20 protein-coding genes are annotated in these 24273 nt (G+C 70.4%); 11 read left to right on the top strand and 9 right to left on the bottom strand.

All coding sequences use genetic code 11. The features are described 5' to 3' along the window. The first annotated feature begins 86 nt into the window (after positions 1-86). The 4 genes from CYFUS_RS13850 (at position 87) to CYFUS_RS13865 (ending at position 3683) form a co-directional block, all read left to right on the top strand. The gene (locus CYFUS_RS13850) at positions 87-1631 is read left to right on the top strand and encodes a DUF2380 domain-containing protein (protein ID WP_095991994.1); all 1545 of its coding nucleotides are present in this window, start codon (positions 87-89) and stop codon (positions 1629-1631) included. 3 nt (positions 1632-1634) lie between these two features. Beyond that, entirely contained in the window at positions 1635-2105 is a 471-nt protein-coding gene (locus CYFUS_RS13855) for an NUDIX hydrolase (protein ID WP_095985645.1), read from the top strand. Between the two features lie 21 nt (positions 2106-2126). Continuing rightward, entirely contained in the window at positions 2127-2597 is a 471-nt protein-coding gene (locus tag CYFUS_RS13860; protein ID WP_095985646.1) for an NUDIX hydrolase, read from the top strand. A 72-nt stretch (positions 2598-2669) separates the two neighbouring features. Next, a complete protein-coding gene (locus CYFUS_RS13865; protein WP_095985647.1) occupies positions 2670-3683 on the top strand; it encodes a stage II sporulation protein M in 1014 nt (337 codons plus the stop codon). On the opposite strand, the gene CYFUS_RS13870 is transcribed toward CYFUS_RS13865, so the two are convergent. The 7 genes from CYFUS_RS13870 to CYFUS_RS13895 all read right to left on the bottom strand — a co-directional run bounded on the left by CYFUS_RS13870 (position 3667) and on the right by CYFUS_RS13895 (position 10314). Beyond that, the gene (locus CYFUS_RS13870; RefSeq protein ID WP_095985648.1) at positions 3667-4443 is read right to left on the bottom strand and encodes a hypothetical protein; all 777 of its coding nucleotides are present in this window, start codon (positions 4441-4443) and stop codon (positions 3667-3669) included. The genes CYFUS_RS13865 and CYFUS_RS13870 overlap by 17 nt on opposite strands. Before the next feature lie 147 nt (positions 4444-4590). Continuing rightward, positions 4591-5898 carry a DUF58 domain-containing protein gene (locus tag CYFUS_RS13875; protein WP_095985649.1) on the bottom strand — a complete coding sequence of 436 codons (1308 nt, stop codon included), beginning with the start codon at positions 5896-5898 and terminating at the stop codon, positions 4591-4593. Beyond that, positions 5895-6896, bottom strand: a complete 1002-nt coding sequence (locus tag CYFUS_RS13880) for an AAA family ATPase (protein WP_095985650.1) — start codon at positions 6894-6896, stop codon at positions 5895-5897. Before CYFUS_RS13880 ends, CYFUS_RS13875 begins: the two co-directional genes overlap by 4 nt. Beyond that, positions 6893-8188, bottom strand: coding sequence for a DUF4350 domain-containing protein (locus tag CYFUS_RS13885; RefSeq protein WP_095985651.1), 1296 nt, complete (start codon positions 8186-8188; stop codon positions 6893-6895). The genes CYFUS_RS13880 and CYFUS_RS13885 overlap by 4 nt, the downstream gene beginning before the upstream one ends. Next, entirely contained in the window at positions 8181-8678 is a 498-nt protein-coding gene (locus tag CYFUS_RS52645; RefSeq protein ID WP_232537548.1) for a DUF4129 domain-containing protein, read from the bottom strand. The genes CYFUS_RS13885 and CYFUS_RS52645 overlap by 8 nt, the downstream gene beginning before the upstream one ends. Next, positions 8561-10039, bottom strand: a complete 1479-nt coding sequence (locus CYFUS_RS13890; RefSeq protein ID WP_232537549.1) for a DUF4129 domain-containing protein — start codon at positions 10037-10039, stop codon at positions 8561-8563. Before CYFUS_RS13890 ends, CYFUS_RS52645 begins: the two co-directional genes overlap by 118 nt. Before the next feature lie 2 nt (positions 10040-10041). Continuing rightward, positions 10042-10314, bottom strand: coding sequence for a hypothetical protein (locus CYFUS_RS13895; RefSeq protein WP_095985652.1), 273 nt, complete (start codon positions 10312-10314; stop codon positions 10042-10044). A gap of 106 nt (positions 10315-10420) precedes the next feature. Between CYFUS_RS13895 and CYFUS_RS13900 the strand changes: the two genes are divergently transcribed. Beyond that, positions 10421-14371 (top strand): serine/threonine-protein kinase PknK, encoded by a 3951-nt coding sequence (locus CYFUS_RS13900; RefSeq protein WP_095985653.1) that lies wholly within the window; start codon positions 10421-10423, stop codon positions 14369-14371. A 3-nt stretch (positions 14372-14374) separates the two neighbouring features. Here the strand turns inward: CYFUS_RS13900 and CYFUS_RS13905 are convergent, their stop codons facing one another. Continuing rightward, positions 14375-15259, bottom strand: a complete 885-nt coding sequence (locus tag CYFUS_RS13905; protein WP_095985654.1) for a phosphate ABC transporter substrate-binding protein — start codon at positions 15257-15259, stop codon at positions 14375-14377. Between the two features lie 144 nt (positions 15260-15403). Between CYFUS_RS13905 and CYFUS_RS13910 the strand changes: the two genes are divergently transcribed. The 3 genes from CYFUS_RS13910 to CYFUS_RS13920 all read left to right on the top strand — a co-directional run bounded on the left by CYFUS_RS13910 (position 15404) and on the right by CYFUS_RS13920 (position 18797). Beyond that, the gene (locus CYFUS_RS13910; RefSeq protein WP_095985655.1) at positions 15404-15955 is read left to right on the top strand and encodes a DUF2780 domain-containing protein; all 552 of its coding nucleotides are present in this window, start codon (positions 15404-15406) and stop codon (positions 15953-15955) included. Between the two features lie 63 nt (positions 15956-16018). After that, on the top strand, positions 16019-18157 hold the full coding sequence (locus tag CYFUS_RS13915; RefSeq protein WP_095985656.1) for an ATP-binding domain-containing protein: 2139 nt from the start codon (positions 16019-16021) through the stop codon (positions 18155-18157). 43 nt (positions 18158-18200) lie between these two features. Beyond that, the gene (locus CYFUS_RS13920) at positions 18201-18797 is read left to right on the top strand and encodes a TIGR02265 family protein (RefSeq protein WP_269770269.1); all 597 of its coding nucleotides are present in this window, start codon (positions 18201-18203) and stop codon (positions 18795-18797) included. Positions 18798-18859: 62 nt separating this feature from the next. Here CYFUS_RS13920 and CYFUS_RS13925 read toward each other — a convergent pair whose 3' ends face one another. Then, positions 18860-19258, bottom strand: a complete 399-nt coding sequence (locus CYFUS_RS13925; RefSeq protein WP_095985658.1) for a hypothetical protein — start codon at positions 19256-19258, stop codon at positions 18860-18862. 672 nt (positions 19259-19930) lie between these two features. On the opposite strand from CYFUS_RS13925, the gene CYFUS_RS13930 reads away from it, so the two are divergent. From CYFUS_RS13930 to CYFUS_RS13940, 3 genes are all read left to right on the top strand, one after another. After that, a complete protein-coding gene (locus CYFUS_RS13930) occupies positions 19931-22039 on the top strand; it encodes a hypothetical protein (protein ID WP_095985659.1) in 2109 nt (702 codons plus the stop codon). Positions 22040-22050: 11 nt separating this feature from the next. Beyond that, positions 22051-22797: a hypothetical protein gene (locus CYFUS_RS13935; protein ID WP_095985660.1), complete on the top strand. Its 747-nt coding sequence runs from the start codon at positions 22051-22053 to the stop codon at positions 22795-22797. A 290-nt stretch (positions 22798-23087) separates the two neighbouring features. After that, complete coding sequence (locus CYFUS_RS13940; protein ID WP_095991995.1) at positions 23088-24272, top strand: heparin lyase I family protein; 1185 nt, start codon at positions 23088-23090, stop codon at positions 24270-24272. Position 24273 lies beyond the last annotated feature (1 nt).

A 24273-nucleotide genomic window follows, 5' to 3' on the forward strand; every position in this document is an offset into this window, starting at 1 on the left:
CCGTAGGGGCCCCTTCTATGCTGCTTCCGGAAGGCGTGGGCGCGCCGCGCCCGGGCGCCTTCGCTTCCACGAGCCTGGGGTGGACAATGCGCGCTGACTCATCACGGGCGAGGGGGACAGGGCTGCTGCTCGCCCTGGCCCTCCTGTCCAATGCCTGTGTGTCGCTGACGCCTCGGCCCGGCCCGGGGCGGAGCCTTCGCTACACCCCCCACGACGTCACGGGGCCCGCGGTGGCCGGAGGGGTGGGCGAGGAGTCGCCGCTCGTCCTCGACTCCCAGCCGCTCTCCTCTCGTGGGCCCGAGGCGCCAGAGCGGCTGCACCGTCGCCGCGGCTCCCGGGAGACGATGACGGCGGTGGGCCCTGGCAGCGCCGACGCGACGGTGTGGCAGAGCGCCCTCGCGGCCCACTTGGCCTTTCGCAAGGGCGTGGGCGAGGTGTCCGGCATCACCCGCCGCATCTCCCGCGAGCTCTCCAGGCTCAGGGCCAGCAACCTCGGCATCGCTGGCGCGGGCAACGGCATCTTCGTCCGCTACGTGGACCATGGCGAAGCCTGGTTGCGGTGGATTGACACCGAGCTTGTCGCCGCCACGGAGCTTGCCGCCGAGGCGTCGGAGGTGAAGGACCCGGACATGCAGCTCGCCTTGCTTCGCCTCGCGGGCCCACGGCTGGAGGCAGCCCTGATGGGCTCCATGCTGCTGGCCGTGTGGTTTGACTTCCTCAACCTCACTGACATCGCGCTCTCCCGACGCCTCTACGGCGTGGAGCCGCTCTTCATGAGGATGGACGGCTGGCAGAAGATGATGGAGCCCTCCATGAGGGCGCTCTCCTCCCTGGATCCGGAGCAGGTGGAGTCAGTGGCGGAGGACATGCCCGCCCTGGTAGGCCACCTCACGGAAGAGTTCGCCGCACTTCTCGAGGCCATACACAAGGGGGCGAAAGTTCTCGAGAAGGCGCTGGTGCTGAAGGAGTCCATGGAGGCGCTCACCACCCTGTCGGTGCTGAAGTTCACGTTGCCCGCGCTGCGCGCGGCAGCTCCCGCCATGCTCGGGGCGAGCCTCATGGTGGGTCCCAACGGCGTGATGATGGGGACGCGGATGGTGGTGTCCGCCGAGTGGGTGGAGATGGTGCGCCAGTTGGTGCGAGCGGGCGTCCTCTCCGTGCCCGCCGTCAGCGCCGCCGTGCGGATTCAGGCGGGCCAGGTGATGATGGCGCAGGCGCACGGCGACCTCCCTCGGGGTGTGCGCGACGCGCTTGGCGATGCGCCCGAGGTGCGTGCCATGCGTGTGACGGGCAAAACGGGCGCTGGCATGGCCGAGCCCCCGCGTCATCACGTCATGCCCAAGGAGTTCCGCGAGTGGTTCGAGAAGCGCGGCTTCACCGGCAAGATGAGAATCGACTGGTTCTGCGTCACGCTTCAGCAGCCGCACCATCAGGCGATTCACGGCGGTGGAAACTGGAAGCTGGGGCGCCAATGGTCCGGCGAATGGAACCGGATGATCATGAAGGCGCTGCGGGACGCGGAGGTTGAAGCTGGCCAGATGTTGACGCGGAATGTGATCCTGGAGATCGTCGCGGAGCGTATGAGGTTCTATGACATCCCGATGAACTTCGCCCGTTGTCGAGGGAAATGAGCGATGACCGACGGACGTTCCTGGGAGGGAAACTGGAAGGTGCGCCTGTACGAGCGGGTCCGCGAGCGGGGCTACGACTCGCTCACTGCCTTCGCCGAGGCGCGCCCGACCGCTTCGCTGGTGGCGCTGGCCGAGGAGTTGGGTCCGGACGATATTGCAGGCGTGCAGGTGTTCAGCGGACTGCTGACCGAAGCGAAGCGGCGCAAGCAGGTCACGCGCCTTGTGCGCGGCCAGCTCGTGCGAGAACTGTGGGCGTGTCTTCCAAATGGCTGGCCGGTCGTTATGGATGAGGCCAACCGGCTCAAGGTCGCCAAGGCAATTGGATTGTGGAGTTCCTTGACCCCAACAACCCATGAAGAACGTGTCGAGCAGGCCAGGGCAGCGCTCCGTGCCACGCCACCACCACCCGGGTGGCTCCCTCGCGGGCCCGACGACGAGCTGCTGCTGACGCTCCTGCCCGACGAAGAATCCTGAGCTTCACGCCTGGAGAGGACCATGAGCGAGGGCCGTTCCTGGGAGGGTAACTGGAAGGTGCGCCTGTACGAGCGGGTCCGCGAGCGAGGTTACGACTCTCTCACCGCCTTCGCCGAGGCGCGCCCTATTGCCTCGCTGGTGGCGCTGGCCGAGGAGCTTGGCCCGGACGACATCGCGGGAGTGCAGGTGTTTAGCGGGTTGCTTGCCGAGGCGGAGCGAAGCCGCCGGGTCACGCGCTTGATACGCGGCCAACTCGTGCGCGAGCTGGCTGAAGCACTCCCCAACGGCTGGCCGACCGTGCTCGACGACGCAAACCGTTTCGACGTTGCCCATGCACTTGCCCGTTGGGGGACCTTCACTCCAGAGCCCCATAAGGAGCGCGTCAGGCGAATCGGTGATGCGCTCCTTGCCACGCCACCACCAGCCGGTTGGCTCCCGCGCGGGCCTGACGACGAGCTGCTGCTCACGCTCCTGCCCGACGAACCAGTCTAGATGCACTCGTGGGTGGATCGCCTCTGTGCTGACTCTGTCGAAAAACTTGTCGGACACTTAGAGTGTCCGGGCATGGAGATGCCCGAGTTCATCGAGGCGCGCCGGCCGCGCTGGCAGCAACTGGAGTCCCTGCTCGACAAGGCCGAGGGCAAGGGGCTGCGCGCCCTGGAACTCGAGGAGGCCCGCTCGCTGGGGCGGCTCTACCGGGCCGTCTCGAGCGACCTGCTGTGGGTGCGCGCGCGCAGCGGCGCCGCCGACGTGAGCGAGTACCTCAATGATCTGGTGGGCCGAGCCTACGCGCTCACCTATCCGGGCGAGCGGCCGAGGTTCGCGGACGTGTGGAACTTCGTCGCCCGGGGGTTTCCCGCCCTGCTGCGCCAGGAGTGGCGCATGTACGCGGCGTCGCTGTTGATGTTCCTCGCGGGCCTGGGCTTCGGCTACCTGGGCATGCTGGTGGACCCGGACGCCGCGCCCTACCTCGTCCCCGCCGAACACCTGAGCCTGGACCCGCTCCAGCGCGCCCGGGACGAGGCCGCGGGGCAGGGGGCGACCGTGGGCGAGCAAGCCCAGTTCACCACCTTCCTCTTCACCCACAACATCCAGGTGGCCTTCCTCGCCTTCGCGCTGGGCATCACCGCGGGCGTGGGTACGGGCATCATGCTCTTCAGCAACGGGCTGATGCTGGGCGCGCTCGCGCAGGTGTACACCGCCAAGGGCATGGCGGGCTGGTTCTGGGCGTGGATCCTCCCGCACGGCATTCCGGAGATCACCGCCATCTGCATCGCGGGCGCGGCGGGCCTCGTCATCGCCCGGGGGCAGGTGGCGCCGCGAGGACTGCCCCGCGGCGTGGCGCTGCGTCAGGAGGCGGTGCGCGCGGTGCGGCTGCTCTTCGGCACGCTCGCGCTCTTCGTGCTCGCGGGCTTCATCGAGGGCACCATCTCGCAGATCCACCCGCCCAAGCTGTCGGTGGCCTTCAAGGTGTCCTTCGCCCTGGTGGTGGGCCTGGGCGTCTACGCCTACCTGGGCTCGGATTGGATGCGCGGGGCGGGTCGCGCGCGGGACGGGGTGGCTACTCCGCCCAGGTGAGTACTTCCAGCATGCGGACGAATCCGCGGTCCGCGCTGACCACCGCCACCACGAAGCCGGCGGACTCGCCCGGGCCCCCACGGCCCTCGCTGCGCCAGTCCGCGACGTAGATGCGGTTGCCCGTGTGGTAGATCTGCGCGAGCCAGGCCAGCGCGCCATTCACCTCGGCGGTGCTCGGCGTGCCGGAGTACGTCCTCGCCTTCAGCCGCGCGGTGAGCTCCTCGACGTTGACGGGCTCGAAGTAGGTCTGCCGATCGTAGGAGCTGCCGAACACCCACGTGTAGACGTTCGTCAGCGTCACCTGGTTGGCCACCCCCGCGCCCTCGGGGATGGAGCCCTCCTTGATGCGCGAGCTGCTGGCGAGCGGCCCGCTGGCGCCGAACACCTGGGCCGGCGTGCCCGAGACCGGGTTCAGGCACAGGGGGGCCTCGTACTCCTCCGCGTCGTTCAGCTCGTGGAAGTCGGAGAGGTACTTCCTCGCCGCCGACTCCAGACCGGTGAGGAAGGAGGTGCTGGACACCTTGGTGGACAGGTAGCTCGCCTCCTGCGCGTCCACCCACCCGTCCACGATGAAGGCGTCGAGCGCCGTGATGATCTCCTGGCGCAGCACCGTCGCGCCCCCGGGGCTGCTGGCGGTGCGCGCGCTGGCCACCCGGGACTCGAAGAGCGGCTTGGACGTGGTGAGCTCCGCCCTCGCGGCCGGGGCGGCCAGCAGCGCCAGACCACCGAGAAGGGAGGAGAGGAGGGTCGCGCTCTTCATGGGATGACCTCGCATCGGCCCCGGGGAGCCTTTCAGGAGATGAGCGGGTTCCTCTTATCTTCTTGTTGGTCAGGAGTAACGTAAATTTCTTGTTTCATTGTTTTTACCCGCTTTCAGCACGGACGCGGGCGTGAGGCAATGTCCGGCCTACAACACGCCGCGCGCCTTGATGTCGAGGTAGCGGTTGACGGCGGCGAGGCTCAACTCGTCGGGCCGCACGTCGAGCATGTGCACGCCGCCGGCGCTCACCTTGGCCTTGAGGGACTCGCGGTCCGAGAGCAGCTCACTGGCCACGGCCTGCTGGTAGGCCTGCTCGGGGCCGGCGGGAGGGGTGCGCAGCAGCGCCGTGAGCGCGGTGTCGCGCACGGACAGGCACAGGGGGACGTGCCGCCGGGCCAGCCGGTGCAGGGGGGCCACCAGGGTGGAGGCCTGCTCCTCGTCGAGGAAGTCCGTGAACACGCACAGGAGGCTGCGCCGGTTGAGGCGCACGTTCAGCTCCTTGAAGAGCGCCAGGTAGTCCACGTAGGTGAGGCTCGGCGTGGTGGCGTAGAGCGTGTCCAGGATCTTCCGGTACTGGAGGCGGCCCGCCGCCGGGGGCAGGTACGCCTTCACGCCATCGGCGAACACGGCGAGCCCCACCCGGTCTCCATTGCGCACCGCCACGAAGGCCAGGAAGAGCGCCGCGTTGACGGCGTGGTCCAGCTTGGTGAGCCCGTCCACCCGCGCCGCCATGGAGCGGCCCGCGTCCACGCAGATGAGCAGGGATTGCGAGCGCTCGGACTCCATCACCCGCGTGACGGGCCGGGTACGCCGGGCCGTGGCCTTCCAATCCACCTCGCGCACCGAGTCGCCCTGGGCATAGTCACGCAGGCGCGCGAACTCGCTGCCCCGGCCATCCCGGCGCAACTGCCGCAGGCCCAGGTTCACCAGATCCAACGCCGCGCCCGAGAGCAACAGTCGGCTGGCGCCGCGCATGTCCGGGAACACCGCCACGTCCTGGGCGGCGGGGACGCGGCGCTCGTGCAGCAGCAGGCCCAGGGGCCCGCGCACCCGCACATGCACGTCGCCGAAGCCGAACCGCCCCCGCTTCGCCGGCGTCACCCGGTACACCCAGCGCGTCTGACTGTCCGCGGGCAGCCGCAGCGGCGCCTCCTCCGGCTCGGCCGTGAAGGACTCGGGCACGTCGTCGTGCACCCGCACCTCCACGTCCCGGGGGCCCCGGTGCACCAGGAGCAGCTCCACCTTGTTGGGCGCGCCCACCGACAGGCGGGGAGGCAGCTGCCGGCTCACCTCCAGCCGTACCCGCCGCGCCATGAGGAAGTCCAGGGCCGCGAGCACGAGCGCGAGCGTGTCCAGGGCCAGCACCGCGCCGCCCAGGCCGGGGAAGAACCCCGCGGCCATCATCGGCACGGCGAGCAGGCACAGCAGCACCCACAGGCGCCCGGTGGGAATCACCGGGGGACCTCGACGGAACGCACCACCTCGCGCAGCACGTCCGCGGGCGTGGCCCCGTCCAGCTCCGCGTCCGGCGACAACAACAGGCGGTGCTTGAGCACCGGCTCCGCGAGGAAGCGCACGTCCTCGGGGGTGACGAAGCCCCGGCCGCGCAGCGCCGCCAGCGCCTTGGACGCGAGCAGCAGGTGCACCCCGGCGCGAGGCCCCGCGCCCAGGCGGATGCGGCTGGAGGTGCGCGTGGCCGCCACGAGCTGGCGCACGTAGGAGATGACCGAGGGCTCCACCGTGAGGGTGCTGAGCGCCTGCCGCGCCTCGAGGATGCCCTCCTTCGTCACCGCCGCGCCCACGCCCGCGCGCTCCAGGTCGCCCGAGTCGAAGCCCCGGTGCACCGCGGCGAGGATGGCGTCCTCCTCCTCGGGCGCCGGGTAGCCCACGTCGATCTTCAACAGGAAGCGGTCGAGCTGGGCCTCGGGCAGGGGGTAGGTGCCCTCGGACTCCACCGGGTTCTGCGTGGCGAAGACGGAGAAGAGCGGCGAGAGCGCCAGGTGGCGGCCCTCGAGCGACACGCCGCGCTCCTGCATGGCCTCGAGCAGGGCGGACTGCGTCTTGGCCGGGGCGCGATTGATTTCGTCCGCCAGGAGCAGGTCCGTGAAGATGGGGCCGCGCACCAGGGTGAAGGCCTGGCTCTTCAGGTCGAAGATGCTGGTGCCCAGGATGTCCGCGGGCATCAGGTCCGGGGTGAACTGAATCCGCTTGAAGTCCGCGCTGATGGAGCGCGCGAGCGCCTTGGCCATGAGCGTCTTGGCCACGCCGGGCACGCCCTCGAGCAGCACGTGGCCGCCGGCGACGAGGCCCACGAGCATCAACTCGAGCGGCTCGTCCTGTCCGACGACGGCCTTGCGCACCTCGGTGAGCACGCCCTCGCGGATGGTGTGGGCGGCGGCCACGGCGGTGGGGGAGGTGTCGGTCTGGGCGGGGGCGAAGGGGGGCGAAGTCATGGCTCCTCGGGTGTCTGGGCGGGGGGCGCGGCGGGGCGCGGCCCGGAAGAAGGCAGGCGTTGGCGCACGGCCGCGGCGCGCGTGGCCAGGTGGAGCAGCTCGCTCTCGCTGGTCACGTTCGCGGCCTTGTGGACGACTTCGCGCAGGCCCCGGGCGAGCTCCGCCTGGCCGTGCGCGGTGAGGCTCTCGGCCACGGCCTGGGCGGGCGCGTGGGCGGGCAGGCCCGCGTGCCCGGCCAGCTCCTGGATGAGGCCCCGGCTCAGCAGGCCCGCGGCGAAGGCATGGTGGTGGCCCTCGCGGTACAGGCGGCTCATGGCGAAGAGGGCATCCGTGGTGCCCACGCGCTGGGACTCGGGCGGAGGACGGGGCCGGCCGAAGCGCTGGAGCGCCAGGGCCCACAGGCTCAGGCCGAGCAGCAGCTGCGCCACCGCGAAGTGCAGGCCGTAGCGGCGGGCGAAGTCCACCACCGAGCGCTCGTTGGTGAAGCCATGGTGGTGCTCGTCGAAGGCATAGGGGCCGGGGCCCAGCGCCTCCAGGGCGCTCAACCAGAACCGGGCGTTGTCCGCGCGCGCGAGGGCCTGGTTCATCGCCAGCTCCGGCGCCCCCACCACCAGCACCTTGCCCGTCCCATAGGGCACCACCGCCGCCACCGTCATGCCCAGCGGCTCGTCTTCGAGCACGGGGATGGCGCCCTCGGCGGACAGCGCCAGGTAGGCCTGGACGCGTGCCTCCACGCGCTCCACGCCCAGGGTGTAGGGACTGGAGAGCGGGGGAACGAGCGTGCGCATGGGCAGGGACGTGTCCGCCTTGGTGAGCGACACCCCGAGCGCGTCGAGCAGCGGGTTCTCCTTCGAGCCCCAGGGCACGAGCACGAGCGAGTGGCCGGAGCGGACGTACTCGAGCAGCTTCTCCGTCTCGTCGTCGCTCAGCTCGGGCACGTGCAGCCGGTTGAAGCCGTGGCGGGGGACCTCCTCGTCCTCCAGGTCCGAGCCCCGGTCGGCGGCGAGCGCCGTCTGGTCCGGGTCGTCCTCGTGGGCGCCCTCCACCTCCACGGCGAGCAGCACGAGCGTGCCCGGCTCGGAGAGGATGAGCAGATCCGCGGTGCGTCGCGTGACGGGCAGGCCACTCTCCTGGGCGAGGAGGAAGAGTCCCCGGGCCCCATCCGGCTGGGCGCGCCAGGTGGAGAGCGTGTCGGCGAAGCCGCCCCGGGCCGCGCCTCGCACGAGCCAGGCGCCCAGCACCGCGGTCAAGAGCAGGCAGCCCACCACCAGCAGGGGGAAGCGGTCACGCACGGGCGGGCTCCGCGACGGCGGGCGTGGAGAGCATCGGGGCGCACAGCGTCCGGAAGTCGCGGTAGCCCCGCTCGCCCACGGGCAGGTTGCCGTACCAGGCGAAGTCGAAGCGCAGCGTCAGCTCGCGCAAGGGGGGCACCCATTCGCTCCGGCCGCGGAACTGGCGCAGGTAGTCCCAGTTGCTCAGGCGCGGGTCGTAGTGGATGGCGCCCTGGTGGTGCAGGCGCGAGAGCAGGGCGAGGTACAGGCCGCGCACCGCCTCGCGGTACTCGCCCCGGGCGGCCAGCTCGTCGGCGAGGTGGGCCCAGCCCTCGGGGGCGCGCGACAGGGCGTTCATCGGATCCGCCGCGAGCGTCGCCGCGCTCTGGCTGCTCACCTCGAGCCGCGCGCCCTCGTCCGCCTTGCCCCGGGCGTTGAACGCTCGCCACAGCACCACCGCGAGCACGCCCAGCGCGGCGGTGACGAGGAGCACCACCAGCGCGTTCGCCACCTCCTGTCCTCCCAGGCCCAGGGTGTCGGAGGGGGGGGGGCGGGGTCCGGCCGGCGGCGGAAGAGCTCCTCGAGCTTCTTCGCGAGCCACTTGACGAAGCGCTCCCATCGGCTGTCGGGCACGGTGTCGTCGGGGGGCGCCTCCTCCTGCTCGGCCCGGGGGGCGGGCTCCTGGAACTCGGGCCGCGCGAGGATGTCCCGGGCGCGTGTCCGGGCGCTCGCGGCATCCGCCCGTTGCCGCTCCAGCTCCGCGGTGCTCGCCGCCAGGGCGAGTCCCTCGTCGAGCCGATCCAGGGGGGCACAATCCTCGTTCTCCTCCACCTCGGCTTCCACGGAGCGCACCAGCCGCGCCACCTTCCTCGCCTCCTCCGGGCCGAGCGAGGCGAGCGTGCGCCGCCACTCCTCGAGCACGGCCGCGTCCCACTCACACGCCTCGGCCAGCAGCTCCACGCGCGGGACCAGGTCCCCAGGAGGGGGAGAGGACTCCTTGGGTTGCGCCTGGGCGGTGGGAGCCAGGAGGTTCATTCCCACGAGCACGAGCAGCCCGAGCGCCGACTTGCGGACCGGGAGCTGTTGCACCGCGGCGAGCAGGTCCAACCCCTCCTGGCGCACCCGGCCATCGATCAGCAGCAGCGAGGCGGTGGCGGCGCGCAGGGGCTCGAAGAGGGTGAAGGTCACGGCGACGAGGAAGACGTCCCAGGAAGGGTTGTCGAGGGAGGCGAAGCGCTCGGCGAAGGTGAGATCGATGCCGAGCAGCTTGCGGCCCACGTAGAACAGGGCGTTGGCCGCGATGTGCAGGTTGAGCAGGACGAGCCCCTGCACGAGCATCAGCAGGCGCACGCCGATGGCGGTGAACTTCGCGGGCCCCAGCAGCTTCGAGCACTGACCATACAGGTCCAACGGACTGCCCCGGCCCTGAAGGGTAGCCGCGTAACCCACGATGTGGGCGGACAGGAACACATAGGCGAGCCCCAGCGTGACGCCGAGTGTCACCGTGTTGAAGACGAGCAGATAGGCCACCGCGCACAGCAGGCTGGGAGCGCGGGCCAGGGCGGCGTGCAGGGAGGCCCGGACGGTGGGCGCCTCGGGACCCGGGCCGAGCAGCAGTTGCTGGACATGGTGGCAGGCGGCGCCCTGGAAGAGGCCCCGGGCGAGCCAGGCCAGGGTGAAGCCCAGGGCGGGGAGGGCGAGCGGGCGGCGGTGTGCCACCGCGTCCGTCAGGTGGAGGAGCGCGGCGGTGACGAGCACGCCGCCGGGGAGGGTGAGGGCCCAGATGCCCGAGCCGCGCACGCACAGGCGCAGGGCGGCATCCATCAGGGCCACGGCTCCTCGGGGGCGCAGTTCGAGCGCGGAGGCGGCCATGTCTAGAGCCCCGCCGCCAGGCGGGCGACCAGGAGGACGCCGCCATACACCACGGCGCCCGCCAGCAGGGCGAGCAGCACGTTGCCCACGCTCCACTCCCGGCGCTCGGCGGACACCGCCAGGGCCCGGGTGCGCTGGTCGAGGCAGGAGGCGCATCGGTTGATGCCCTCGAACTGCGTGGTGCACTCCCGGCAGATGACGCGGCGGCATTCCACGCAGATGCCCAGTCCGGTGCGCTCTGGATGATAGTGGCAGCGGCCCGAGCCCTGAATCATGGGGCGCAGCCTACGAAATCCCGGCGGCCCGAAGCCAGCACGGAGCAGCGGGTCCGGACAGCGGCCGGACAGGGACGCATGATATGGATTCACCCGCGCTCACCTCATGGAAAACGACAAGACGGTTCCATCACCTCCTGGGTTGGCTCCCGCGGTTCTTCCCGCGGGATGGACGGTCGCCGACCGCTTCGTCATTCAGGACCTCGCGGGCAGTGGAGGCATGGGGTTCGTCTACCGGGCGTTGGATCAAGTCACCGGCCGGCAGGTGGCCCTCAAGTTGTTGCTGGTGGGCGCCTCGGCGGACGCGGCGATGCGCTTCCACCGCGAGGCCCAGCTGCTCGCGGGCCTGACCCATCCGGCCATTGTCGCCCACGTGGCGCATGGCACGCTCGCGGAAGGTCCGCCCTACCTGGCGATGGAGTGGCTCGAGGGGGAGGAACTCTCGCACCGCCTGCATCGCGGGCCGTTGAGCCCCACGGAGAGTCTGGCCATGGTGCGCCGCGCCACCGAGGGCCTCGCCGTGGCCCACCGCCAGGGCGTGGTCCATCGCGACATCAAGCCCTCCAACCTCTTCCTGCGCGCGGGCCGCCCCGAGGACGTGGTGCTGCTGGACTTCGGGCTGGCCCGCTATGCCGCGCCCTCGCTGGATGCGGTCACCGTGGCGGGCACGGTGGTGGGCACTCCGGGCTACATGGCGCCCGAGCAGGCCTCGAGCCAGGACGAGATCCCCCCCGCGGCGGACATCTTCTCGCTGGGCTGCGTGCTCTACGAGTGCCTCACGGGCCAGCCGCCCTTCTCGGCCCCGCACTTCGCCGCCGTGCTGGCGAAGATCCTCTTCGCCGACCCGGTGCCCCTGCGCAGGCTGCGTCCGGACCTGCCGCAGGGCTTGCGCGGGCTGGTGGACCGGATGCTGGCCAAGGATCTCGCGCGCCGGCCGGCGGATGCCGACCAGCTCTTGCGCCTGCTGGCGGAGCTGGACACCGTGCCCCGCATGCTGTCCTCCGCGACGATCCCCGGTCCCTCCGGCATGGCGGGCGCCGAGCAGAAGCTCTTCAGCGTGCTGCTCGTGTCCACCCATACGCCTGGCCCGGAGGGGGCGACCCGGGTGCTCCAGCCCGGCGCGGCGCCCCGGGATGCCCTGCGCGCGGCCCTCAAGAACTCGGGGGCGCAGGTGGAGTTGCTGGCGGACGGCTCGCTGGTGGCCACGGTGATGCCCGAGCGGGGCACCGCCACGGATCAGGCGGCGGTGGCGGCCCGCTCCGCCCTGTCCTTCAAGGAGCACTGGCCCGATGCCTCGGTGGTGCTCGTCACCGGCGTGGGGCAGCTCAACGAGCGCCTCCCGGTGGGCAACGCCATGGACAAGGCCGGAGAGCTGCTGCGCCACGTGGGCAAGGAGCACGCCACCGGCCCGGTGGTGATGGACGAGGTCACCGCGGGGCTGCTGGGCCCGGGCTTCCAGTTGTCACGCGTGGAGCAGGGCATGTTCGTGCTGCGGGGCGAGCAGCTCGGCGTGGACGAGTCCCGGCTGTTGTTGGGCAAGCCCACGCCGTGCGTGGGCCGGGATCAGGAGCTGTCCCTGCTGGAGATGACCTTCCAGAACAGCGCGGAGGAGTCCACCGCGAAGGCGGTGCTGGTGACGGCGTCCGCGGGGACGGGCAAGTCCCGGTTGCGCCATGAGTTCCTCCGTCGCATGGAGCGCAACGCGCCGCGGACCCTGGTGCTCCTGGGGCGTGGGGATCCGATGAGCGCGGGCGTGGCCTCCGGCCTGCTGGGGCAGGTGTTCCGGCGGCTGTGCGGCATCGTGGAGGGCGAGCCCCTGCAGGTGCAGCGGGAGCGGTTGCGCGAGCGCATCTCGCGGCACCTGCCGGAGGAGCGGGCCGAGGGGACGGTGGAGTTCATCGGCGAGCTGTGCGCCGTGCCCATGCTCGACGAGGACGATGTGTTGATGCGCTCCGCGCGCAATGATCCCCGGCTGATGAGCACCCAGGTGGAACGGGCGCTGGTGACCTTCCTCGAGGCGGAGTGTGCCCAGCACCCGGTGTTGCTGGTGCTGGAGGATCTGCACTGGAGCGACGCGCTGACGGTGCGGCGGGTGGACGCGCTCTTGAGAGACCTGGCCGAGCAGCCCTTCGGGGTGCTGGCCCTGGCGCGGCCCGAGGTGAAGGACATGTTTCCCTTCCCCTGGACGCGGCGCTTCCAGGAGGTGCCGCTGCAGGGCCTGAGCCGCAAGGCGAGCGGGCGGCTCGTCCGGGAGGTGCTGGGGCCCCGGGTGGAAGAGAGCGTGGTGCGCTGGGCGGTGGAGATGGCCGACGGCAACGCGCTCTTCCTGGAGGAGCTCATCCGCGTGGCGTCCGAGGGGCGGGGGACGGAGGCGCCGGAGACGGTGCTGGCGGTGCTCCAGGCGCGTCTGATGCGGATGGAGTCCGGCGTGCGCCAGGTCTTGCTGGCGGCCAGCATCTTCGGCCGCGACTTCTGGTCGGGCGGCGTGGGCGAGCTGTTGGGCGATCAGTTCTCCAGGGCGATGTTGGAGGGGCACCTGCGCGCGCTCGTGGATCAGGAGGTCATCGAGCCGCGGGGCGACAGTGTCCTGCCGACCGAGACGAGCTACCGCTTCCGCCACGCGCTCCTCCAGGAAGCGGCCTATGGCCTGCTGTCCGACGTCTACCGTCCGGAAGGCCACCGGCTGGCGGCCGCCTGGCTGGAGCGGCTGGGCGGGACGGATCCGCTGGTGCTCGCCACGCACCACCAACGGGGCGGACAATCCGAGCGCGCCGTGCACTACTTCTCCCTGGCGGCCGAGCGGCTCTTCGCCCTGTACGATCTGCCGGGGACGATGCGGTGCGTGGTGGAGGCGCTGGCCTGCGGGGTGGAGGGGGACCGCTCCGTCCACCTGCGCGCGCTCCAGGCGGTGGTGGCGTTCTGGATGGATGATCTGCAGCGCTCGCTGTCGCTCGGCGCCGTGGTGTTGGACGAGCTGGAGCCCGGCAGCCGGCTGTGGTGCTGGTTGGTGGGGGGACAGATCGTGGGGGGGGCCTACCTGGGAATGGACGCCGAGAAGGCGGCCCGGTTGAACGCCCGCCTGTGGAACACCGCGCCCCTGCCCGATGCCGTGGACGCCCACCACTGGGCCCTGGCGTGTCTGGGCCTGTCGCTCGTCTACTCGGGAGCGCGGTGGGATCTGGAAGGGTGGCTCGAGCGGATGCGGGGCATGGCCACCGAGGGGGTGGCGCGCGCCTGGACGCGCTACCTGGATGGCTTCTTCCACTACCTCTTCGAGCCGCGGCCCTGGACGGCCTTCGTGCTGGCCGAGGAAGGCACGCGCTTGTTCCGCAAGCTCGGCATGGAGCGCGACGCGCTCATCGTGCAGACCTGCGTGTCCCTGGCGCTGGGGGCCGCGGGCGACATGCCTGGCGCCCTGGAGCGCATGCGCGAGGTGCTGGCCACGGGACGGCGGTTGGAGGAGCACCTCGTGGTGGGCTCGGCCCTGGCGTATCGCAGCGTGCTGCTGGCCGGCAGCGCGGATCCGGAGCTGCGCCGGGAAGCCCATGTGCTGGCGCGAGAGGGAGTGGACGACGGCCTGGCCACGTTCCGTCAGGGCGTGTCGCACGCCGTGCTGGCGAAGACCTGGAGCGAGCCGGAGACGCTGGCGGAGGCCGAGGCGCACGCGCGCAAGGCGTGCTCCCTGCTGACGCCCTTCCAGGCCGACGTGGTCTTCGCGCGGAGCGTGCTCAGCACCGTGCTGCTCGCTCGGGGCAACGTGGCGCAGGCGCGGGAAGAGGCGGTGCTCGGGGTGCGCGAGCTGGAGCGCAACCACGGCCAGGGCGTCTACGCGGTCGCCATGTACCTGGCGCTGGCGGAGGCGTGCCTGCGCGAGGGAGACCGGGCGTTGGCGGAGTCCTCGCTGCGCCAGGCCCTGGAGTGCGTGCGGGCCCGGGCCGCGGACATCCCCGAGCCCGCCCACCGCGCGCGCTTCCTGCGCGAGATTCCCGAGAATGTCCGGGTGGTGGCGCTGGCCCGGGAGTGCTGGGGAGACGCCAGCGTGGACGGGCTCTCGTGAGCGCTACTTCACCGGGAAGAAGCCCGCGTCGGTGACGAGTCGCTGCCCCTCGGGGGACAGGACGTAGTCGATGAAGGAGCGCGTGAGCCCGGTGGGCTCCCGGGGCAGCTCGAAGTAGAGCTCCCTCGACAGGGGATAGGCGCCGGACTGGAGGGTGGCGGGGGTGGGGGGCACCGCCTCGCCCTGCTCGCTCACGCGCACCTTCAATTCCTTGACGCCCCGGGCGTAGGCGACGCCGCCATAGCCAATGCCATTCGGCTCGAGGGAGACGGCGTTCACCACGGCCGCGGTGCCTGGCAGCGTCTGGGCGCGCTCGGTGAAGTCCTGGCCCTTGAGCACCGCGTCCTTGACGAAGACATAGGTGCCCGAGGAGCTCTCGCGCGAGTAGACGATGATGGGGGCGTCCGCGCCGCCCACGTCCTTCCAGTTGCGCGTGTCCCCCAGGTAGATGGACTGGAGCTGGGCGAGCGAGAGGCTGTCCACGGAATTGCCCTCATGGACATAGAAGGTGATGCCATCGCGGGCCACGGCCAGCTCCACGGGGCCGCGGGGCCAGCGCCGGCGCGCCTGTTGTTTCTCGGCGTCCTGCAGGGGCCGGCTGGACATGGCGATGTCGGTGGTGCCGTTGATGAGCGCGGCGATGCCCGTGCCCGAGCCTCCCCCCGTCACCTGGATGCGAGCGCCGGGATTCTCCTTCATGAACTGCTCGGCCCAGCGCTGTCCGAGGACGACGAGGGTATCCGAGCCCTTCACGGTGACGGTGCCCAGGGAGCCGGGCGCCACGGTGCCGGCCTCCTCGCCGGAGTGGCTCGGGGAGCGCCTGCATCCGCCGAGCAGGGCGAGCAGCACGAGCGGGAGGAGCAGCGGGCAGCGGCGTGGCCATCTCATGGCCCCGAGGATACACGCGAGTCCGCTCCCGCCATCCGTCGGGCAAAGGACGTCACGTTCGTGACGCGGATGTCACCGGGGTTGGGGGAAGCGCGGCGGGTCCGCTACAACCGCGGCATTCGAGGACGGCAAGGAGCGGACACCATGGACTTCATTGGACAACTTTCTCGGCAATTGGGTGTGGATTCGAATCAGGCGCAGGGGCTCGCGGGCTCGCTGCTCAAGCTGGTGCAGGGCACGGTGAAGGAGAAGATCAGCCCCGAGGCGGCGGACCAGATGGGCCAGTCGATTCCCGAGATGCAGACGTGGCAGCAGCAGGCGCAGCCCCAGCCCGAGGCGGGTGGGGGGCTGATGGGGGCGCTGGGTGGACTGGGAGGGTTGCTCGGAGGCCAGGCCCAGGGCGCCTCTGGCGGAGGCCTGATGGGGGCGCTGGGTGGTGCGGTGGGACATGCGGGCGAGATCGCGGGCATCGTGGCCTTGCTCCAGCGCTTCAACCTCGACGCGGGCAAGGCGGCGCTGGTGGCGCCCCTGCTGCTCGACTTCCTCAAGTCCCGGCTGGACCCCAAGCTCGTGAGCGGCATCCTCACGGTGATGCCCGTGCTGACCCAGCTCACGGGGGGCAACAAGCCTCCGGAGGGTGGGGGGACGCCGGGGAGCGGAGGTCTGGGGGGCCTGTTGGGCGGCCTGCTGCGCTGAGCCCTGGGGGCGCGCTCGCGAGGGTTGACCCCATGACCTCCCCGCGCCACCTTTCCCTCCCACATGAGCACGTCTGACGGAGAGCTGTCCCCCGAGGAGCAGGCCATCATCGCGGAGGAGGAGGCGGTCCTGCGCCGCGTCCTCGCCGCGGTGGAGGGCGCGAGGCTGCGCAGTGGCCATCGCAAGCAGGAGACGGAGGATCTCATCACCCGGCTCCAGGAGCTGCGCGACGACGCGGCCACGGCGGCCGTGGCGGACCTGCCGCACCTGTTCTTCCAGATGGATCAGACGCGGGCCCTGCTCGAGCGTCAGGAGACGGCGCGGCTGCCGGAGCTCGGCGCCCCGTACTTCGCCCACCTGCGGGTGGCTGGGACGACGGGGGACCGGGACTACCTGCTGGGTCGTACGAGCTTCGCGGACGTGTCCGCGGACGTGCGCATCATCGACTGGCGCTTCGCTCCGGTGGCGCGCGTCTTCTACCTGTACGGGGAAGGTGACTCGTACGAGGAGTGGTTCGGCGAGCGGCTGTCCGAGGGGACGGTGAAGGTGCGCCGCCTGGTGGTCATCGAGCGGGGAATTCTCAGCCGCGTGCAGATTGGCACGCGCGTGCTGGTGAGGGGCCCCGGGGGCGTGTGGCGACGGTTGGGGGCGGGGCGGGGCTCGCAGCTCGAGGGGGGCACGGGGACGGCGGTGCGGCCGGGCCAGCTCGGGGTGGGGCGGGGGACGCAGCAGCGCGAGGGGGCCCTGGACGTGACGGCCCTGTTGGACGCCGAGCAGTTCGAGGCGGTGAACGTGGCGGCGGACCAGCCCCTGCTGGTGCTGGGCAGCGCGGGCAGTGGAAAGACGACGGTGGCGCTGCACCGGCTGGCGAAGATCGCCTTCGACGAGGCGGAGCGCTACCCCGAGTCGCGCATGAAGGTCATCGTCCCCGAGGAGGGACTCGCCCGGCTTTCCCGGCGACTGCTCGCGCCGCTGGGCCTGGGCAAGGTGTCCGTCGAGACGCTGGACTCGTGGGCCGCGCTGGCCGCGCGCGTCGCGTTTGGCGCCAAGGCCCTCAAGCCCTGGGAGGACACCCCTCCGCTCGTCGCGAAGCTCAAGCGCCACCCGGCCCTGCGCCGCGCGCTCGCGGCCCGGCTGGGCGTGCTGTCCTCGTCCGCCACGGCCCTGCCGCGCCTGCGCAAGCGGCTCGCGGAGCTCTTCACGGACCGGCGCTTCCTGGAGAATGTCGTCGCCCATTCCGGGGGAGATCTGCCGAGCACCGCCGTGGACGAGACGGTGCGGCACACGATGCTGCAGATCGCCACGCCCCTCGCCCACGAGCTGGAGGGCGTGGATCCCGACCGGCTCCAGACGTTGGACGGCAAGTCCCTGGAGAGTGACACGCCGGACGAGCTGGCGGGCACGGTGGACGTGGAGGATCTGCCGCTATTGCTGTTCCTCCGGGCGCAGGCGGGCAGTCTGGGCGCGGTGGGGCGGCTGGTGCACGTCGTGCTGGATGAGACCGAGGACTTCTCGCTCGTGGAGCTGTTCGTGGTGGGACGGCTGCTGGGGGAGGCCCGGAGCTGCACGCTGGCGGGCGACGAGATGCAGCAGACCTCGACGAGCTTCGCGGGGTGGCCGGCGGTGCTCGCGGAGCTGGGCATCCAGGACGCGGCCACCTGCCGGTTGCAGGTGTCCTACCGGTGCCCGGCGCCCATCACCGCGCTGGCGCGTCAGGTATTGGGCGCGCAGGCCCCGGGGGAGCCGCCCACGGCGGGCCGGGAGGGAGCGCCCGTGGGGCTGCACCACTTCCCGGACGAGGCCCAGGCCTGGCTGTTCATCGGCGAGGCGCTGCGGGACTTGCTGGAGCGCGAGCCCCAGGCCTCCGTCGCCGTCATCGCCAGTGGCCGCGAGCAGGCCCGGGCCTTCCATCGCGTCATCTCGGACATGTCCTGGGCGCGCCTCGTGCTGGAGGGAGACTTCTCCTTCGAGCCGGGGGTGGACGTGACGGACGTGGACAACGTGAAGGGCCTCGAGTTCGACTATGTCGTCATTCCAGACGCCACGGCCCAGGCCTATCCGGCCCATGACGAGGCACGCCGCCGTCTGCACATCGCGATTACCCGGGCCTCCCACCAGCTCTGGTTGGTTTCGGCGGGCGTGCGCTCCCCGCTGCTCGCTGGCGTCTGGCGGGATGGGGGGAGTCCGTCGGAATCGATCTGACGAGACGAGATGTATCGATTTGTGACAAAATACCGCCGCCATGATGGAGACCCGCCCACAGCTGTTGTCTCGGCTGGCCAGATGTCGGCGGGAGCAGGTGGTTCCGGGGATGTTCTTGGAGTCGGTGCTCGCCTCGGCCGGGGAGTATGGGCCGGAGGTGGTCGAGCAGGCTCGTCGGCACATCGCCGAGGATGGGCAGTTGCTGGAGAACTACCGCTACCCGGTGAAGGCCATGCTGGAGATGCTCGATGTCGTCGGACAGGCGGCGCAGGAGCGGGGAATCCCCTATGGCGAGGCCCTCTTCCAGAGTGGGTGGACCGCGGGGATCTCGTATGTGCGCAGCTCGGTGGGCCGGGTGCGCGCCATGGTGTCCACGGTGTCGGGCGTGCATCGGGCCCTGGAAGGCATTCCCAACGCGGCCGCGCAGGCGGTCAACTTCGGCCAGCACTCCTACCGCCGGGTCACCCCTGGCTCCGGGGAACTGCGCTTCATCGAGGATTTGATTGGCCCGGCCTGGAACACGGGGATGGTGATGGGCAGCGTGAAGGCCGCCTTCGCGCTGGAGCAGGGCCAGTTGAGGTACGAAATCAGCGTGACGGATGAGGACGCCAGCAGCTTTTTCGTGCGTCTGGACTGGTAGGCGCGGGGCGCGCCTGGCGGCGCGCCGGAGTCACCCGAGGGGACTCCGGGCGCCACGCACACTCACTTGTTTTCCGAGAACGTGTCGCGGATGCGCTCGATGGACTTCTGCGCCATGTCCATGATGCTCTTCTCCACGTGCTTGTACATGAGCGTCTGGGCCATCAGGTGCTTCTTGGCCTCGGTCGCGATTTCCTCCTTGGTCGCGCCCGGATTGTCCTTCAGGAACTTGTTCATGTTCTGCTCGACCTTCCGGTAGACCGCGCTCTGGCTCTCCTTGCTCTGGATGGAGCCGACCTGGAGCGCGTACGCCTTGGCGCTGGCCTCATCCAGGCCGTACTTCTGCAGGCCCTTGGTCACTTCCTCCGGGGTGGACTGCCCGGTGAGGTTCAAGCGCACCTCGCCCGTCGTGGCGGGGGCGACGCTGGGGAGGCGAGAGTTGGTGTTGATCGGAGCGGTCATGACGCACCTGGCGGAATAGGTTGGGTACAGCGTTGAGGGGATTATCTCCCAAGCCTTGGGAAAAGTTGCGCGGGGGGTGCTGGTTCACCCCATTTTCCCACATCCTGAGATGACGCGGGGCCCCCGAAGGGGGTCCGGGAGCGGGTAATCCTCTGTGGTTCCAGGGGGTTGAGTCCACTCCACCGGTCGCCTGCCTGGTGAACGGGCACGCGTGGAGCTCCCTGCCGGCGTGGGGCCGGGATCGCGGGTGCGTGGGCCCCTCGGGAGGAGGTCGTCGGGCCCCCCCGGGCCTCCCTGGCTCCCCGCCTTCGTCCGCGCGGTCCCGCGTTCCCCGAACTCTTCGCCCACCCGTCCCTGATGGCCTTCATGGCCTTCCGCCGGAGTCTGGGAGTTCCTCGCCAATCCCTGTCAGTGTGGCGGGCCCGGTGAGAGCTTGATTCCCTTGTATGGGATTGGCGAGGGGTTCGGGAATTCCCACGGACGAGGATCCCTCGGCGTATGCCGCGAGCGGGCGGAGGCCGGGAAATACGACGCGGCCAGGGCGGAGCTTTCGCGTGACAAGGTTTGTTCATCCAGACAGGTGCAAAGACTGGTGGGTTGGCTTGACGACAATCGATGAGAGCCGTTATTGGTTTTGTGAGAGAGATTGAACGGCTCGAAAGGAACCCCGCCATGAATGCCATCTCGGATCGGCCGGCACGCTCCATGCCCACGGGAAGGGTCGCCGTGACCAGCCCCTACTCGGGCTATTCGTTGTCGGCCCCCGGTGAAATCCAGGTGGTCCTCGCCGAGCAGGGGGGACGGCGCCTGGGGCCGGCGACCCTGCTGAGTCCCGCGTCGGTATGGGCCCGGTCCGAGACGCGCGTGGAGCCCTGGCCATCCGAGGGGGCGCTGCGGGTGTGTCTGGAGACGGGCTCGGCGAGCCTCGGGCCCTTGTCGGGGGAGCTGCACTGGCAGCAGGCCGGAGGCGAGGACTCCATGCTGGGCATCCGGCTCGTGGATGTCTCGCCGGCGCAGGGGCGGGCCCTCCTGACGATGATGGAGGAGCGGCTGCGGCACGGCAGCGCCCTGCCCGAGGCGTCTCCGCTGCCCGTGCAGGAGGAGATCGCCGACGCCGAGCGCATCGCGAGCCTCCTCGGGACGATCGCCGCGGTGAACAACAAGGCCGTCCTGCGCGAGCCCGGCCGGATGGTACGGCTGGTGCTGGAGCGCATGGACGCGGAGCGGGGCCTGCTGTTCTGGCGTTGCGCCGAGCCGCTCACGCGGTGGGGCGAGCCCCCATGCGAGGTCGAGGTGGTGGGGTACAACTCCGCCTACCGGATGCGCCTGGCGCCCCCCGCCGGGCGGGGAGATCAGTGGGTGACCCCGCTTCCCGAGCGGCTGTGGCGGGTGCGCCACCGCTGGCACCGCCGCGTGCCGGCGCCCGCGGGGCTGCGCGTGCGCTTCGCCCATCCGCTCTGGTCGGAGCTGGGGTGGCTCGAGCGCGAGGCCGTGGATCTCTCCTACTCCGGTCTGGGGTTGCTCAGCGGCGCCGAGGATCTGCTCTTCCCGGGGCTCTTCCTGCCACTCGAACTGGAGACGGCGCGGGGCGAGCGCATCGATCTGCGCTGCGAGGTGCGCCACGTCTCCTTCTCCCAGACGGATGGCCGGCGGTTGTGTGGGCTCGAGGTCCGGCCGTGCACCGAGCGAGACACCCTGCGGTGGATGAAGCTCGTCTCCCAGTCGCTCTGCCCCTCCACGCGCACCAGCGAGGACTGGCTCGAGCCGCTGTGGGAGCTGTACGCCGCCTCGGGCTACTTCAACCTGGCGGGCAAGACGTCCGCGCACTTCGAGGAGCTGCGCCGCGGCTTCATGGACATGAACACCCGCGCCGCGCGGCTTCCCCACCTGTCGTGCCAGACGGTGTGGCCCTCGGAGCGGGGCGTGGAGGCGTCGCTCTCCTCGCTCAAGATGTACCAGGCATCCTGGATGCTGCACCAGTTGGGCCGCCGACCCGGCAAGCCCGCCCATGCCCCGGAGGTGCCGGGACAGACGCTGCGCGACGTCTACCAGCGCACGGTGGAGCACTCCCAGGGCGACCCGGAGTTCCGCTGGTTGTTCAGCTATGCCGAGTCGACCGTGCCCTGGGTGCGTCGCACGCACGTGCGCTTCGCCGAGCGGATGGCGCAAAGCGGGCAGTCGCTGGTGATGAACGTGCGGCTGATGGACGTGGAGTGCTCGGAGCCGAGCGGCCTGCCCGTGGGCGAGCTGGAGATCGCCCCCGCATCCATGGGGGAGAAGCTGCTGCTGGCGCGGGAGATCGCCCGCACGCGGCCCGCCTGCTACGCCGAGGCGTTGGACCTGACCCGGGATCGCCTGGAGATGCGGGGCGCGTCGCGCACCTGGTGGGAGGCGGGGCTTCAGCGCGAGCGGCGCATCCTCGTGGCCCGGCGCCACGGCCTGCCGCTCGCGGCCCTGGTGCTCGAGCTGGGCCAGCCCGGCGCCAACCTCTTCCGCCTGCTCGACTCGGCCCGCCTCTTTCCCCTGTCGCCCGAGGGGCGCGAGGCCTACGTGGCGCTGCTGGACGAGGCGCGCGGCTGGTTCGCCCTGCGCGAGCGCTCTTCCTTCGTCTACCTGTGCGAGGACGACGGCGCGTACGCCTCCGCCGCCCGCCTGCACGATGACCCGTCCACCCAGCCCGTCCTGTGGATCATCTCCGCCTCGCTCGTTCCCGAATTCCTGGAGCACATCCAGGAGCAGTCCGCGGGTCGTCCCCGTCCAACCTCTCACGCCGTGCCCTGAAGGAGTCCACCATGGAACTGCTGAAGAAGCTGTACGAGCCCCATGCCGTGAAGGCCCGCGCCCGTCTGGATACCGATCCCGCCCTGTGCCGGCTGCTCTCGCCCTCCATCGAGCCGAGGGTCCTCGAGCGCTTCCTCATCGAGTGGATGGCGCGCGCGGTGTACATGACCGAGCCGGTGGACGGGTGGATCCGCCGCACCGGCCAGCGCTGCATCGAGAAGGGAATGGAGAAGATTGGCAACGCGCTCATCATCCACGCCAAGAGCGAGACGGGCCACCACCTGATGACACTCGAGGACACCCATGCCCTCGTCAGGCATTGGAACGCCCACCAGCCGCCGCCCGCGTTGACGGTGGAGCAACTGCTCGCCCAGCCCCCCACCGACGCCATGAAGGCCTACCGCCAGCTGCATGACGAGACCATCGAGGGCGACTTCCCCGTGGGGCAGATCGCCATCGAGCGCGAGGTGGGCTACCTCGCCGTCTACTTCGGGCCCCGGCTGATGAAGCAGGTGGACGGCGTGCTGGGCACCCAGGTCTCCTCGCTGCTCTCCTTCATGGCCGAGCACGTGGCGGTGGACGTGGGCCATACCCTGCTCAACGAGAAGCTGCTGGCGGAGGCCATCTCCCGCTCGCCCGAGAGCGCGCGCATCTACGCCGAGGCAGGCGCGCGGGCGCTCAATGCCTACATCCGTTTCCTGGGGGATTGTCTGCGCATCGCGGAGAACCAGCCCGAGCCGCTGCGCTCGGTGGCCTGAGGTTTCAATGCCTGCCCGCCCGCCCTGCTCTCGGGCTCGGCGGGACTTGTTGATTGGGATACAAAGATAGGGGATGCTTTCGCCCGTCTCATTCACCCGTGATTTCACGGGTGTCTGAGCTGGGAGTCAAAGTCACACACGCGGTTACATCCGCTCTCGTTGATCGGGCCGGTTCCCGATTGGCACGACGAGGGCCCCGCGTTCGAAAGCCAGACTGTTCATCCCCCACCGGCCGTGTGTCGCGGTCCGGTTTCACCCCCTGTCTGTCCTATCCCCCGGAGCGCCTCATTTTGAAGAAGACCCTCCTGCTGGTTGAAGCCCTGTGCGTCCTCGCTGGTGTTGGTTGCGGACTTCCTGATGAACAAGGGGAAGCCGAAGAGTTCTTCCAGACGATGGGCGCCACGGCGGATGCGCTGAGCGCGCCGAACTGCACCACGCTCTCCGCGGCCTCGGTCCTGGCCTCTGGCAATGATGGAAATGGCCCGCAGAACACCCTGGATGACCAGCTCGGGACGCGCTGGAGCAACCAGGGGGCGGGCTCGTGGATTGATTACGATCTGGGCTCGACGCGCACCGTGTCCGGAGCGGCGATCGCCTGGCACCAGGGCAACCAGCGCGCCAACACCTTCTCGATGTCCGTGTCCCTGGACGGCATGAGCTACACGACCGTCTACTCGGGCACGAGCTCGGGCAAGACGACGGCGGCGGAGACCTACACGTTCTCCCCCACGTCCGCGCGCCGGCTGCGCATCACCTTCAAGGGCAACTCCGTGAATGACTGGGCGAGCATCGCCGAGGCCCGGCCGTGTGGCGCGGCCTCCGAGTCGGGCGCCAGCGGCGTGGTGTGGCGGGGCGACTTCGATACGGGCGACCGCTCCCAGTGGACGAGGACGCAGATGGTCAGCTCGGACCGGCTGCAGGTGGTGTCCTCGCCCGCTCGCCAGGGCAGCTACGCCCTCAAGGCGACGGTGAAGCAGGGTGACAATCCCATCAGCTCGAGCGGCAACCGCAACGAGCTGGTGAAGATGACGAACGAGAAGGAGGGCGACGAGTACTACTACCGCTGGAGCACGATGTTCGCCTCGGACTTCCCGAGCGCCAAGACGTGGCAGCTCTTCACCCAGTGGCACCAGAGCGGTGACAGCGGCTCGCCGCCGGTGGAGTTCTACGTCAACGGAGAGACCATCTACCTGCGCCTGCAGGGCAGCACCGTGGTGTGGAGCACCCCGCTGGTGCGCGGGCAGTGGCAGGACTTCATCTTCCACGCGAAGTGGTCGTCCAAGTCGAGCACGGGCTTCGTGGAACTCTACTTCAATGGCAAGCTCGTGCTGCCCAAGCGCTACATCGCGACGCTGTACTCGGGGCAGACGAACTACTTGAAGGTGGGCCTGTATCGCAACAGCACCATCGCGCCGACGGGCGTGGTGTACCACGACGGCTGGGTGCAGGGCCGGAGCCTGCAGGACGTGCAGTAGA

The organism is Cystobacter fuscus, assembly GCF_002305875.1.
In the GTDB taxonomy this organism is placed as follows: domain Bacteria; phylum Myxococcota; class Myxococcia; order Myxococcales; family Myxococcaceae; genus Cystobacter; species Cystobacter fuscus_A.

Excerpts from the sequence above, each read along its gene's own strand:
- CYFUS_RS13910 (WP_095985655.1), top strand. The coding sequence starts at position 15,404 with ATGGACTTCATTGGACAACTTTCTCGGCAATTGGGTGTGGATTCGAAT.
- CYFUS_RS13915 (WP_095985656.1), top strand. The coding sequence starts at position 16,019 with ATGAGCACGTCTGACGGAGAGCTGTCCCCCGAGGAGCAGGCCATCATC.
- CYFUS_RS13895 (WP_095985652.1), bottom strand. The coding sequence starts at position 10,314 with ATGATTCAGGGCTCGGGCCGCTGCCACTATCATCCAGAGCGCACCGGA.
- CYFUS_RS13930 (WP_095985659.1), top strand. The coding sequence starts at position 19,931 with ATGAATGCCATCTCGGATCGGCCGGCACGCTCCATGCCCACGGGAAGG.
- CYFUS_RS13865 (WP_095985647.1), top strand. The coding sequence starts at position 2,670 with ATGGAGATGCCCGAGTTCATCGAGGCGCGCCGGCCGCGCTGGCAGCAA.
- CYFUS_RS13860 (WP_095985646.1), top strand. The coding sequence starts at position 2,127 with ATGAGCGAGGGCCGTTCCTGGGAGGGTAACTGGAAGGTGCGCCTGTAC.
- CYFUS_RS13855 (WP_095985645.1), top strand. The coding sequence starts at position 1,635 with ATGACCGACGGACGTTCCTGGGAGGGAAACTGGAAGGTGCGCCTGTAC.
- CYFUS_RS13935 (WP_095985660.1), top strand. The coding sequence starts at position 22,051 with ATGGAACTGCTGAAGAAGCTGTACGAGCCCCATGCCGTGAAGGCCCGC.
- CYFUS_RS13925 (WP_095985658.1), bottom strand. The coding sequence starts at position 19,258 with ATGACCGCTCCGATCAACACCAACTCTCGCCTCCCCAGCGTCGCCCCC.
- CYFUS_RS13870 (WP_095985648.1), bottom strand. The coding sequence starts at position 4,443 with ATGAAGAGCGCGACCCTCCTCTCCTCCCTTCTCGGTGGTCTGGCGCTG.
- CYFUS_RS13890 (WP_232537549.1), bottom strand. The coding sequence starts at position 10,039 with ATGGCCGCCTCCGCGCTCGAACTGCGCCCCCGAGGAGCCGTGGCCCTG.
- CYFUS_RS13905 (WP_095985654.1), bottom strand. The coding sequence starts at position 15,259 with ATGAGATGGCCACGCCGCTGCCCGCTGCTCCTCCCGCTCGTGCTGCTC.
- CYFUS_RS13900 (WP_095985653.1), top strand. The coding sequence starts at position 10,421 with ATGGAAAACGACAAGACGGTTCCATCACCTCCTGGGTTGGCTCCCGCG.
- CYFUS_RS13850 (WP_095991994.1), top strand. The coding sequence starts at position 87 with ATGCGCGCTGACTCATCACGGGCGAGGGGGACAGGGCTGCTGCTCGCC.
- CYFUS_RS13880 (WP_095985650.1), bottom strand. The coding sequence starts at position 6,896 with ATGACTTCGCCCCCCTTCGCCCCCGCCCAGACCGACACCTCCCCCACC.
- CYFUS_RS13920 (WP_269770269.1), top strand. The coding sequence starts at position 18,201 with ATGGAGACCCGCCCACAGCTGTTGTCTCGGCTGGCCAGATGTCGGCGG.